At 69.6% G+C, this 12,709-nt stretch carries 11 protein-coding genes; 9 read left to right on the top strand and 2 right to left on the bottom strand.

Features of this window, described 5'->3' with window-relative positions; all coding sequences use genetic code 11:
• Positions 1-63 precede the first annotated feature (63 nt).
• Positions 64-675: a GNAT family N-acetyltransferase gene (locus ACIG5A_RS13530; protein WP_397240458.1), complete on the bottom strand. Its 612-nt coding sequence runs from the start codon at positions 673-675 to the stop codon at positions 64-66.
• A 113-nt stretch (positions 676-788) separates the two neighbouring features.
• On the opposite strand from ACIG5A_RS13530, the gene ACIG5A_RS13525 reads away from it, so the two are divergent.
• The 3 genes from ACIG5A_RS13525 (at position 789) to ACIG5A_RS13515 (ending at position 4,486) form a co-directional block, all read left to right on the top strand.
• Positions 789-1,598, top strand: coding sequence for a TetR/AcrR family transcriptional regulator (locus ACIG5A_RS13525; protein WP_397240457.1), 810 nt, complete (start codon positions 789-791; stop codon positions 1,596-1,598).
• A gap of 9 nt (positions 1,599-1,607) precedes the next feature.
• Entirely contained in the window at positions 1,608-3,119 is a 1,512-nt protein-coding gene (locus tag ACIG5A_RS13520; protein ID WP_397240456.1) for a leucyl aminopeptidase, read from the top strand.
• A 293-nt stretch (positions 3,120-3,412) separates the two neighbouring features.
• Complete coding sequence (locus ACIG5A_RS13515; protein ID WP_397240455.1) at positions 3,413-4,486, top strand: CSLREA domain-containing protein; 1,074 nt, start codon at positions 3,413-3,415, stop codon at positions 4,484-4,486.
• 127 nt (positions 4,487-4,613) lie between these two features.
• Here the strand turns inward: ACIG5A_RS13515 and ACIG5A_RS13510 are convergent, their stop codons facing one another.
• Complete coding sequence (locus ACIG5A_RS13510) at positions 4,614-4,973, bottom strand: oxidoreductase (protein WP_397240454.1); 360 nt, start codon at positions 4,971-4,973, stop codon at positions 4,614-4,616.
• A gap of 260 nt (positions 4,974-5,233) precedes the next feature.
• Between ACIG5A_RS13510 and sucB the strand changes: the two genes are divergently transcribed.
• From sucB to ACIG5A_RS13480, 6 genes are all read left to right on the top strand, one after another.
• Positions 5,234-6,994, top strand: coding sequence for a 2-oxoglutarate dehydrogenase, E2 component, dihydrolipoamide succinyltransferase (sucB, locus tag ACIG5A_RS13505; protein WP_397240453.1), 1,761 nt, complete (start codon positions 5,234-5,236; stop codon positions 6,992-6,994).
• 18 nt (positions 6,995-7,012) lie between these two features.
• Positions 7,013-7,921, top strand: a complete 909-nt coding sequence (locus ACIG5A_RS13500; protein WP_397240452.1) for a TIGR01777 family oxidoreductase — start codon at positions 7,013-7,015, stop codon at positions 7,919-7,921.
• Entirely contained in the window at positions 7,918-8,427 is a 510-nt protein-coding gene (locus tag ACIG5A_RS13495; RefSeq protein ID WP_397240451.1) for a GNAT family N-acetyltransferase, read from the top strand. Before ACIG5A_RS13500 ends, ACIG5A_RS13495 begins: the two co-directional genes overlap by 4 nt.
• 144 nt (positions 8,428-8,571) lie before the next feature.
• A complete protein-coding gene (lipB, locus tag ACIG5A_RS13490; RefSeq protein WP_397240450.1) occupies positions 8,572-9,342 on the top strand; it encodes a lipoyl(octanoyl) transferase LipB in 771 nt (256 codons plus the stop codon).
• A gap of 21 nt (positions 9,343-9,363) precedes the next feature.
• Positions 9,364-10,380: a lipoyl synthase gene (lipA, locus tag ACIG5A_RS13485; RefSeq protein ID WP_397240449.1), complete on the top strand. Its 1,017-nt coding sequence runs from the start codon at positions 9,364-9,366 to the stop codon at positions 10,378-10,380.
• A gap of 148 nt (positions 10,381-10,528) precedes the next feature.
• Entirely contained in the window at positions 10,529-12,709 is a 2,181-nt protein-coding gene (locus tag ACIG5A_RS13480; protein WP_397240448.1) for an elongation factor G-like protein EF-G2, read from the top strand.

Here is a 12,709-nt window from a genome sequence, read left to right as displayed (position 1 = left end):
GATCACTTCCCCGACTACCGGCGAAACCACACCAGCGGCAACGGAGTCGGGCGGGTATGGCGATCAGCCGCGGAACCACATGTGCCGCAGGGTCGGTCCCCCTTCGGGCAGCGTGTGCTCCACTCCAGTTCGGACGAATCCGTTCCGGGTGTACAGGCGGGCGGAGCGTTCGGTGCTGGCTTCCAGGAAGGCCGGGAGCCCGGCGTCGGAGGCGGCCTTGGTGCGCTCGGCGAGGATCGCCGCGCCCGAACCCTTGCCCCGGTACTCGGGCACCGTGACGATGACCTGCAAGTAGCTGTGCGGGAACTCCCGGGGGTGCTCGCGCGCAAGGAGTTCCATCACGTAGGCCGCCCGCTGCAGGACGCGCAGTTCGGGTGCGGCGGCGGCCTGCTTCCCGGTTTCCACGGCCTCCGCTTGGAACCGCTCGAGCGAGGTGACGGTCTGCCACAGCGATACCGTCCAGATCTGGTCGTCCGCGCCGGCGATCCACACCTCGTCCTCGGCGAGCGCCTTGTCGATCAACGCGGGCGTGTAGTTCGACTGGAACTCCGCGGCCGGATAGCCCTCGAGCACCCACGCCGACACCGCCTCGTCGAGTGCGGCGGCGGCGAACGCCTCGATCACGGCGTCCCGATCGGCGAGCCCGGCCCGGCGGACCGTCAACGTCGTTTCCATGTTTCGTCCTTTCGAGGTGAACGGTGTGTGCGTTCGCCAAGGTAGGCAGCACACAGGGAGTTAGCTAGAGTTTCGTCACACTCGTTCGTGTGTCGAAACTATGGGGGTCATCCATGGCGTGCGCATTCTGCGATGAGCGGCTCGACCAACCGGCCCTCGGCCGTCGCCGCCGCTACTGCTCGCGGTCCTGCCAGGCGCGCGCCTATCGCGCCCGCCGCGACGCGGTGCCCGTGCCACGCCGCACCGCCCGCCCGGCGCGGCTCACCCGGGTCGGCATCGTGCGCACCGCCGTCGAGCTGGCCGATCACGACGGCATCGACGGGCTGACCATGCGCCGCCTGGCCAGTGCACTCGGTGTGGCCACGGCCAGCCTGTACCGGCACTTCCCGGACCGGGAGACGCTGCTGGCGGGCATGGCGGAGCTGGCACTCGCCGAGATCACCCCACCGCCGCCGCAGTGCACCGACTGGCGGGCGCGCCTTCGACACGAGGCGATCGCGGAATGGCAGCTCTACCACCGGCATCCGTGGATGCTGCACATCCTCGCGCGCACCCGCCCACCGCTCGGCCCCGCGCTGCTCGACATCCTGGAGCGCAGTTTCGCCGCGCTGGAACGTCCCGAGATGAGCAGCAGGACGCTGTTCGCGGTGTATCTGTCGCTGTCCGGCCTGGTGCAGGGCCTCGCCCTGCTGTGGAGTTCCGAACGCGCCGACGGGCTCGGCGATGTCGCGGCGCGCGCCCACTACGCCGCCGTGCACGACGAGATCTCCGAGCTGCTGAACCCGGCGACCCGCCCGGTGCTGCACCGGATCTTCACCACCGACCCGGCCGAGCTGGACATGGACTTCGACGCGGTGCTCGATACCGGTCTGGAACTGCTGCTCGACGGCGTCAGCGGATACCGCGCGAAGCAGACCGAATAGCCTGTTGACATGACCGCTGTTGCAGATCGCTCGCTCGGACCGGACCTGGTACGCACGGTAACCCTCGGCCCCGACATCGACGTGCTCGTCATCGGACTCACCTCGTCCGAGAACGGCCCCGCGATAGTGCCCGCCGACCTGTTCGGTGAGGTGCTCGACCCCGAGGTACGCGCGGAACTGCTCGATCAGCTCGGCGCGGTCGGCGCCAAGGGCAAGGCCGAAGAGCTGACCAGGGTGCCCGCACCGGCCGGGCTGGACGGGGTGACGAGCGTGCTCGCGGTGGGCCTCGGCGCGCCGGACAAGGTCGACGCCGAGCAGATCCGCCGCTCCGCCGGTGTCGCCGCCCGCACGCTGACCGGCACCGAGACCGCGGCGACCACGCTGTCCGGCCTCGATCTCGGCGCCGCCGCCGAGGGCTTCTACCTGGGCGCCTACGCATTCACCCCGTTCAAGTCGGACAAGTCCGCGCCCAAGCCGGACGAGCAGCCCTTGGCCAGGGTCGAATTGCTGGTCCCCGAGCCGGAATTCGGGGAAACCGAGCTGACCCGGGCCCAGCTGGTCGCCGAAGCCGTCGCCACCGCACGGGATTTCGTCAACACCCCGCCGAGCCACCTCTACCCCGCCGAATTCGCCTCGCGCGCACAGCTGCTCGCCGAGGCGGCCGGGCTGCAGGTTGAGGTGCTCGACGAAAAGGCGCTGGAGGCAGGCGGTTACGGCGGCGTGCTCGGCGTCGGCAAGGGCTCGGCACGCCAGCCGCGGCTGGTCCGGATCGTCTACTCCGGCGGCCCGAAGAAGGTCGCGCTGGTCGGCAAGGGCATCACCTTCGACACCGGCGGCATCTCCATCAAGCCCGCGCAGAATATGGAGAACATGACCTCGGATATGGCGGGCGCCGCCGCGGTGGTGGCCACCGTGCTGCTCGCCGCCCGCCTCGGGCTGCCGATCTCGGTCACCGCGACCGTGCCGATGGCGGAGAACATGCCATCGGCCAACGCGCAACGCCCCGGTGACGTGCTGACCCAGTACGGCGGCACCACGGTGGAGGTGATCAACACCGATGCCGAGGGCCGTCTCATCCTGGCCGACGCCATGGTGCGCGCGGGCGAGGACGATCCGGACTATCTGATCGACGTCGCCACCCTGACCGGCGCGCAGATGGTCGCGCTCGGCACCCGCACCCCCGGCGTGCTCGGCACCGACGAGTTCCGCGACCGGGTCGCCCGCATCTCCCGCGAGGTCGGCGAAAACGGCTGGGCCATGCCGATGCCCGCCGAATTGCGCACCGATCTCAACTCCAAGATCGCGGACCTGGCCAATGTGGCGCCGCACCGCTGGGGCGGCATGCTCTCGGCGGGGCTGTTCCTCAAGGAGTTCGTGCCGGAGGGTGTGCAGTGGGCGCACCTGGATGTGGCGGGCCCGGCGTACAACACCGGCGCTCCGTTCGGCTATATCGGCAAGGGCGGCACCGGAGTTCCGGTCCGCACGCTGATCGCGGTGCTGGAGGATATCGCCGCGGAGTAGGCGATCGCGCAGGCGGTGGCCCGCTCCGGGCACCGCCTGCGTCCCCATTCGAGGATCGGGCCGGTGCTCGTTCGCGGGCCGTCGCTGGCACAACCCATGGCGCGCTGCGTTGGTCGACTGCTGCCGCCACTGAGCGTGTCACACGAAACACGCCGCGGCAGAGCGCGTCTCGGACAGCAGTCTTCTCAGCGATGTTGATTCCGCTTCGGAACAAGACTCCTTGTTGATAGACCTGATGTGCCCGCGAGATCGAAAAACGTTCGCGGGCAACGGTCCAGAAGGGGAGCCCGTCGATGAGGATGACGTTCGTCTCGGTCGCCGCCCTGCTGTTCGGTTGCGCGGCAGCCGGTCCCGCGGCCGCGGTGCCAGGGATCCCGGGCACCATGCCCGCCCAGGTCATCACGGTGACGACCACCGCCGACGGCCAGGCGGCCCACCCGTTCAGCGGCGAATGCCGCACCGCCACCGGCGAATGCACCCTCCGCGCGGCGATCCAGGCCGCCAACGCCAGACCCGGCAGCACCATCGTGCTGCCCGCGGGCCGCTACCTGCTGACCATCCCGGCCAACCCGCTGAACATCAACGGCCCGCTCATCGATCCGACCACCGGCGATCTCGACATCACCGCCGACACCACGGTGCGCGGCGAGGGCCAGGAGCAGACCGTCATCGACGGCAACCGCCTCGACCGGGTCATGCTCACCACCGCCGCCGTCTCGCTGTCCGGGCTGACGATCACCGGCGGCGCCACCGCCGAACGCGAGATCCCCTTCTACGACACCGGCGGCGGTGGCATCGCCAACTCGGGCAACCTGCGCCTGGACCACGTGACCGTCACCGGCAACAGCGCCCACTACGGCGGCGGCATCTTCAACGTCCCGCAGGCCGACATGACGATGACCGACAGCCTCGTCACCGCCAACTACGCCGAGGAGGCGGGCGGTGTGCGCTGCGACAACACCTGCACCTTCACCAACTCGGAGATCTCCGGCAACCGAGTCGTCAACGCGGGCAAGTGGTATCGGCCCGGCGGCTTCGCCGGGCGCGGCGGCGGCGTCGACATCCGCGGCGTCGGCGAGGTGCTGTTCATCGACTCGGTAGTCACCGGCAACACCGCGAGCGACGGGGGCGGCGGCATCAATATCGCGCCCGCCTACCTCGACACGATCACCGACTCCGGCGAACCGGGCATGGGCCGGCTGATCCTGCGCGGCACCCGGATCACGAACAACCACGTCGGGCCCGCCGTCCAGAACTGCAGGGCGGTCACCGCGACCATCCTCTCGGCGGGCGGCAACACCAGCGACGACACGTCCTGCCAGCTGACCGCGCGCGGCGACGAGATCGATCCCGGCGCGGGACGCTGAGACGAACAGGAGATACCGATGGGCTCGTTCAACATGGGCGGCTGGGCTACCCAGCTGTCCCGGATCTACACCTGGCTGATGGCCATGGCGATCTCCGGATCATCGTCCGGATCGGGATGACGATCCGCTATAGATCGCGCAGATCGCGTTCCAGGTCTCGCTGCCGCTCGAGGCGTTTACGGGCGTCGTAGTCGCGCATCCGCTGTGGATATCCGGTTCGGCCGACGTCGTAAACGGGTATCCGCAAATCTCGGGCAAGCCGTTGCGCGCCCTGTTCGCCGACCAGCCTGCGCGTCCATTCACCGTCGGCGGCGATCAGTACGACCGTGACATCGGTCACGGTGGTTTTCGGTTCGACGTAGGCTTCCACGCCGACGTGAGTGCTCACCCACTCGGCGAGATAGCGGGCTTCGGAGCTACCTCCGCCGCCGCGATGTGCGCCGCCACCCCGAGCTGCGGCGCCTCGGAAACGATCCAGCAACCCCACGGGCGCCCACCTCCTTTCGACACCGGCGAAACACTTACTACCGGTCTTTCCATATTGCCAGCCGGAGTGGAGTTCGCTGCCCTGTGCTACGCCGCACATGTGCAAGTGCAAGGATGGATCGCGGTACAAGAACCACACAGATCTCCGGTGCCGCGCAGAATGATCGGTGGCTTCCGGGCTCCCGCCGCGACCCGCGACGGGCAACCCGCTGGAGATCAACTGTTGTAGAACCCGTCGAGCAGTCAGAGGAGTCAACGGACATGGCCTTCTCCGTCCAGATGCCGGCTCTTGGTGAGAGCGTCACCGAGGGAACGGTGACCAGGTGGCTGAAGCAGGAAGGAGACACGGTCGAGGTCGACGAGCCCCTGCTCGAGGTCTCCACCGATAAGGTCGACACCGAGATCCCGTCCCCCGTGGCGGGTGTGCTGTCGAAGATCGTCGCCAAGGAAGACGATGTGGTCGAGGTCGGTGGCGAACTCGGCGTGATCGGCGATGCGGGCGAAGCCCCCGCCGCGGCCCCCGCGCCCGCGCCCGAAGCAGCCGCCCCGGCACCCGCAGCCCCGGCCCCCGTGGCCGAAACCCCGGCGCCCGCACCGGAACCCGCGCCCGCCGCGCAGGCTCCCGCGCCCGCCCCCGCCGCACCGGCCGCGCCCGCCGCCGGCTCCGGCACCTCCGTGAAGATGCCGGAACTCGGCGAATCGGTCACCGAGGGCACCGTCACCCGCTGGCTCAAGGCCGTCGGTGACTCCGTCGCGGTGGACGAGCCGCTGCTCGAGGTCTCCACCGACAAGGTCGACACCGAGATCCCCTCGCCGGTCGCGGGCACCCTGCTGGAGATCACCGCGCAGGAAGACGACATCGTCGCCGTCGGCGGTCAGCTCGGCGTGATCGGCAGCGGCTCCCCCGCCGCGGCCGCGCCGGCACCTGCCGCCCCGGCACCCGCCCCGGCCGCACAGGCTCCGGCACCCGCGCCCGCTCCGGCACCCGCGCCCGCCCCGGCGCCTGCCCCGGCTCCCGCGCCCGCTCCGGCTCCGGTCGCCACCGCCCCCGCCCCCGCGCCCGCGGACGGCAACGGCGCGACCCCGTACGTCACGCCGCTGGTCCGCAAGCTGGCCGAGGAGAACGGTGTCGACCTCGGCGCGCTCACCGGTTCCGGTGTCGGCGGCCGTATCCGCAAGCAGGACGTGCTCGCCGCCGCCGAGGCCAAGAAGGCACCGGCTCCGGCACCCGCCGCGGCGGCAGCCCCGGCCAAGGCGGCGCCCGCCGCCGCGGCAGCGGCCACCTCGCAGCTGGCGCACCTGCGCGGCACCGTGCAGAAGGCGAGCCGCATCCGCCAGATCACCGCGACCAAGACCAGGGAATCGCTGCAGACCACCGCGCAGCTGACCCAGGTGCACGAGGCGGACGTCACCAAGATCGCGGCACTGCGCGCGCAGGCCAAGGCGGCGTTCAAGGAGCGCGAGGGCGTCAACCTGACGTTCCTGCCGTTCTTCGCCAAGGCGGTCGTCGAGGCGCTCGGCGTGCACCCGAACGTCAACGCCAGCTACGACGAGACCACCAAGGAGATCACCTACCACCCCTCGGTGCACCTCGGCATCGCCGTCGACACCGAGCAGGGCCTGCTCTCCCCGGTGATCCACAACGCCAGTGACCTGTCGCTGGCGGGGCTGGCGCGGGCCATCGCCGATATCGCCAACCGGGCACGCAACGGCGGCCTCAAGCCGGACGAGCTGGCCGGTGGCACCTTCACCATCACCAATATCGGCAGCCAGGGCGCGCTGTTCGACACCCCGATCCTGCTGCCGCCGCAGGCGGGCATGCTCGGCACCGGGGCGATCGTGAAGCGTCCCGTGGTGGTGACCGACGAGACCGGCAACGAGTCCATCGGCGTTCGCTCGATGTGCTACCTGCCGCTCACCTACGATCACCGTCTCATCGACGGCGCCGACGCGGGCCGGTTCCTCACCACCATCCGGCACCGGCTGGAGGAAGCCGCCTTCGAGGCCGATCTCGGTCTGTAAAGGAATGGTCGTCCACCCATGAAGGTCGTGATCGCCGGTTCGTCCGGACTGATCGGGACGGCGCTCGTCGCGGCACTGCGCCGCGACGGGCACGAGGTGGCCCGGCTGGTGCGGCGCGCCGCCGGCGCCCCGGACGAATTCGTCTGGGATCCGGCGCGCGCCGAGCTGGACGCGCGCGCCCTGCGCGGCGCCGACGCGGTGGTCAACCTGTGCGGGGCGGGCATCGGGCGGCGCCGCTGGAACGGCAGCTACAAACAGGAGCTGCGCGACAGCCGCGTCACCCCGACCGATGTGCTCGCCGACGCGGTGGCCGCCACGGGCGTGCCGGTGCTGGTGAACGCCAGCGGCGTGCACTACTACGGCGGCGAGACCGGCGACCGGGTCGTCGACGAATCCTCGCCCGCCGGTTCGGGTTTCCTCGCGACCATGTGCCGCGACTGGGAGGCCGCGACCAAACCCGCCGCCGACGCGGGCACCCGCGTCGTACTGGTGCGCAGCGCCGTCGTGCTGTCCCGCGCGGGCGGCATGCTCGGCATGTTGCAACCGCTGTATTCGCTCGGGCTCGGCGGGCGGCTCGGCAACGGGCGCCAGTACACCCCGTGGATCTCCATGGACGACGAGATCGGCGCGATCCTGTTCGCGCTGAGCAACGACAAGGTGGCCGGGCCGATCAACGCGGTCGGCCCCGCGCCGGTCACCAACGCCGAATTCAACCGCGCGCTGGCCCGCGCGATGCACCGGCCCGCACCGCTCGTCGTGCCCGCGTTCGCGTTGCGCGCGCTCGTCGGCGAGTTCGCGCAGGAGGCGATCCTGCACGGGCCCCGAGCAATTCCGACGGCCCTCGAAGAAGCGGGCTACCAATTCCACCATCCGACCATCGGCGCCGCGCTGGCCGCGACGCTCGGTCGAAGCGGAGCAGCCCGATGATCGACATTCGCGACGCGAACGAAGCAGACCTCCCCGCCATCTTGGCGATCCACAACGCGAATATCGCCACCTCCACGGCGATCTGGGATCTCGAACAGGTCGGCATCGAGGAGCGGCAGGCCTGGTTCGCCGCGCGTACCACGGCGGGGATGCCGGTGCTCGTCGCCGATATCGAGGGCGAGGTCGCCGGATACGCCAGCTACGGTCCGTGGCGGCCGAAGGCCGGATACCGCTACACCGTGGAGAATTCGGTGTACGTCGACGAGCGGTTCCATCGGCGCGGGGTGGCCACCGCGTTGCTGACCGAACTGCTGGCCAGGGCGCGCGGCGCGGGTTCGGTACACGCGATGATCGCGGGCATCGAATCGACCAACGCCGCCTCGATCGCACTGCACGAGCGGTTCGGGTTCCGCATCGTCGCCGAGATGCCCGAGGTCGGCCACAAATTCGGCCGCTGGATGGACCTCACCCTGATGCAGGCGACCCTGCCGGTGCACGCGCGCTGAGCGCGATAGGTGTTGCCGCCGAAGCGTATTCGGCAATCTTCCGGCATTCGCCCGCGCCGATCAATGCGATGTACGGCAACCCTGTGGCACTCCCCACACCGTGCCACTGGAATAGACGGACCCGCTGGGCGTACCGTCGAGGTCGTGAACGACACGCGCACCACCTGGTCCGCTCGATTCGATACGACCCCGATCGTGGTCGAGGATCTCGGACTGATCGACTACCACGCCGCATGGGATCTGCAGCGCAAGATCGCCGCCGAACGCGCCGAGGGCCTGGGGGACGACCATCTGCTGCTGCTCGAGCACCCCAGCGTCTACACCGCGGGCCGCCGCACCGAGGCCGAGGACATGCCGATCGACGGCAGCGCGGTGATCGAGGTGGATCGCGGCGGCAAGATCACCTGGCACGGGCCTGGCCAGCTGGTCGGCTATCCGATCGTGCGGCTCGCCGAACCGGTCGACGTGGTCAATTACGTGCGCAGGCTGGAAGAAGCGCTGATCACCGTGTGCAGTGAGATGGGGCTGGAATGCGGCCGCGTCGAGGGCCGCTCGGGTGTGTGGCTACCCGCCACCGAGCTGTTCTCCGAGCGCAAGATCGCCGCCATCGGCGTGCGCGTGCAGCGCGGCGTTGCCCTGCACGGCATTTCGCTCAACTGCAATTCGGCGCTCGACGGTTTCCAGGCCATCGTGCCCTGCGGCATCCGCGACGCGGGCGTCACCACGCTCAGCCGCGAGCTCGGGCGCGAGGTCACCGTCGCCGAGGTGAAGCCGCTCGTGACCGACGCGATCATCCGCGCACTGCAGGGTGAGCTGCCGGTGACGGCGCACGATATCGCGCGGGTCACACAAGCGGGAGCGAGCGCGGCGAGCGCGGGCGAGGCGGAGGCAGGAGTGGTACGCACCGCCAAATAATGGAGGCGTAAGGTCGATCAAGTGACCTCAGCTTCAGCACCGGCCGGACGCAAACTTCTCCGGATCGAGGCGCGCAACGCGGAGACCCCGATCGAGCGCAAACCCAGTTGGATTCGCACCCGCGCGACCATGGGACCCGAGTACAGCGAACTCAAGGGCCTGGTCAAACGCGAGGGTCTGCACACGGTCTGCGAGGAGGCGGGCTGTCCCAACATCTTCGAATGCTGGGAAGACCGTGAGGCCACCTTCCTGATCGGCGGCGAGCAGTGCACCCGCCGCTGCGACTTCTGCCAGATCGACACCGGCAAACCGGCCGCACTCGACCGGGACGAGCCGCGCAGGGTTGCCGAGAGCGTGCAGGCGATGGGCCTGCGCTACTCGACCATCACCGGCGTCGCCCGCGACGACCTGGAGGACGGCGGCGCCTGGCTCTACGCCGAGACCGTGCGCGCCATCAAGAAGCTCAACCCGAACACCGGCGTCGAACTGCTCATCCCCGATTTCAACGCGGTGCCCGAGCAGCTGGACGAGGTCTTCTCCGCGCGCCCGGAAGTGTTGGCGCACAACCTGGAAACGGTGCCGCGCATCTTCAAGCGCATCCGCCCCGCGTTCCGCTACGAGCGTTCGCTGTCCGTGCTGACCGCCGCGCGCGAAGCGGGCCTGGTCACCAAGTCGAACCTGATCCTCGGCATGGGCGAGACCCCGGACGAGGTCACCCAGGCGATGCGCGACCTGCACGAGGCGGGCTGCGACATCCTCACCATCACCCAGTACCTGCGCCCCTCCCCCCGCCACCACCCGGTCGACCGCTGGGTCAAGCCGGAGGAGTTCGTCGAGCACTCCCGCGTCGCCGAGGAAATCGGCTTCGCCGGCGTCATGGCGGGCCCCCTGGTCCGCTCCTCCTACCGCGCGGGCCGCCTCTACGCCCAAGCCATGACCCACCACGGCCGCGAAATCCCGGCCACCATGGCCCACCTCGCCCAGGAAGGCACCGCCTCCCAAGAAGCCAGCGCCGTCCTCGCCCGCTTCGGCAACTGATCGCCCTTCGGAACGAGCCCCCGCACCAGGCGTGCGGGGGCTCGTTTCGTTCGAGCGTGCGCACGATCATCTCGAGCGAAGCGTGTGCGGCGGGTGAATGTTGGTGGGAAGCTCGAAGTACGGCAGGTGTCTAGCTGGAGCTGATCACATGGTCGACAGGACGAGTGCACCCGCAGAGGTGAACGGCAGAGTAGTGACGGCGGCGCGGCCGGAGGGCATCCGCAATGTCGTCCTGGTCGGGCCGAGCGGATCGGGGAAGACGACGCTGGTCGAGGCGTTGGCGCTGGCCACGGGGGCGGTGAATCGGGCAGGGCGGGTCGAGGACGGCACCTCGGTATCGGACTACGACGAGATCGAACATCGCCAGCGCCGGTCGGTTCAGCTGTCGGTGGTCCCGCTGAGCTGGGACGGCATCAAGATAAATCTGCTGGATACCCCCGGATACGCCGATTTCGTCGGCGAGCTGCGTGCGGGCCTGCGCGCCGCGGACGCCGCGCTGTTCGTCGTCTCGGCCACCGAGGCCGCCGAAACCGTCGGCGGCGCAACACATGTGCTGTGGCAGGAATGCGCGCGCCTCGGCATGCCAAGGGCCATCGTGATCACCCACCTGGAGACCTCGCAGGCCGATTTCGACGAGGCCACCGAAACCTGCCGGACCGTCCTCGGTGCCGACTCCGCGGAAAGTATGCTGCCCCTGCACCTTCCGGTGTACGGGGCCAAGGGCCGCGACGGGCAGCGCATGGTGACCGGACTGGTCGATCTGCTCGGACAGCACACCTACGACTACTCCACGGGTGAACGCACCACCGCCGACGGCGAGATGGAAACCGGGGCACGCGACCGTCTCATCGAGGGCATCATCGCCGAGAGCGAAGACGAAACCCTGATGGAGCGCTACCTCGCCGGCGACGATATCGACCACGCCACTTTGGTTTCCGACCTCGAACGGGCCGTGGCGCGTGGCAGCTTCCACCCCGTGCTCATCGCCGCACCCGCCGCCGACGGCGCCAAACAGGGCCTCGGCACCGTCGAACTGCTCGAGCTCATCACCGGCGGATTCCCCACGCCCACAGAACATCCCGTGCCCATGGCGCACACCGTTGACGGCGCCACCGCGACACCGCTCACCTGCGATCCCGCCGGACCCCTTGCGGCGGAGGTGATCAGGACGATGTCGGATCCGTACGTCGGACGGGTATCGCTGATCCGCGTCTTCTCCGGCACGCTGCACCCCGACGAAACCGTGCACGTCTGCGGTCACGGCGCCGACCGTCCCGAATCCGGTCACGATATCGACGAGCGCGTCGGCTCCATCAGCCTGCCCTTCGGCAAACAGCAGCGCCCGCTCGGCCAGGCCATCGCGGGCGATATCGCCTGCGTCACCAAGCTCGGCCACGCCGAAACCGGCGACACCGTCTCGGCCAAGGCGACGCCGCTGCTGATCGAACCGTGGGCGATGCCGGATCCGCTGCTGCCCGTCGCCATCAAGGCGCACAGCAAGGCCGACGAGGACAAGCTCTCCCAGGGCCTGAACCGACTGGTCGCCGAGGATCCGACGGTGCGGCTGGAGCAGAACACGCAGACCCATCAGCTGGTGCTGTGGTGTCTCGGCGAGGCGCATCGCGACGTCGCGCTGGAGCGGCTGCGCACCCGCTACGGCGTGCAGGTCGATGTGGTGGATCATCGGGTCGCGCTGCGGGAAACCTTCGCCTCCAAGGCATCCGCGCGCGGCAGGCATGTCAAGCAGTCCGGCGGGCACGGCCAGTACGCGATCTGTGAGATCGAGGTCGAGCCGCTGCCCGGCGGGTCGGGTATCGAATTCGTGGACAAGGTGGTCGGCGGCGCGGTGCCGCGCCAGTTCATTCCGTCGGTGGAGAAGGGCGTGCGCGCCCAGGCGGCGCGCGGCTTGATCGTCGGGCATCCGCTGGTGGATATCCGGGTGACCCTGTTCGACGGCAAAGCCCACTCGGTCGACTCCTCCGACGCCGCCTTCCAGACCGCGGGGGCGCTCGCGCTGCGCGATGCCGCAGCCGCCGCCCGCATCAGCCTGCTGGAACCGATCGCCGAAGTGGCGGTGGAGATTTCGGACGAATACGTGGGCCCGGTGATGAGCGATATGTCCAGCCGCCGCGCCCGCGTCCTCGGCACCGAACCCGCCTCGCCCGGCCGCTCCATCGTCCGCGCGGAGGTGCCGGAGCTGGAGTTGAGCCGCTACGCCATCGATCTGCGCTCGCTCTCGCACGGCACCGGGCACTTCACCCGCGCCTATCTGCGCCACGAGCATATGCCCGCTCCCCTTGCCGAGGCCATGCGCAAGGAGCACGCGTGA

Source organism: Nocardia sp. NPDC052566, assembly GCF_044547285.1.
GTDB lineage: Bacteria > Actinomycetota > Actinomycetes > Mycobacteriales > Mycobacteriaceae > Nocardia.
Note: the sequence above shows the minus strand (reverse complement) of the source record. Positions and strands in the feature narration are given on the sequence as shown.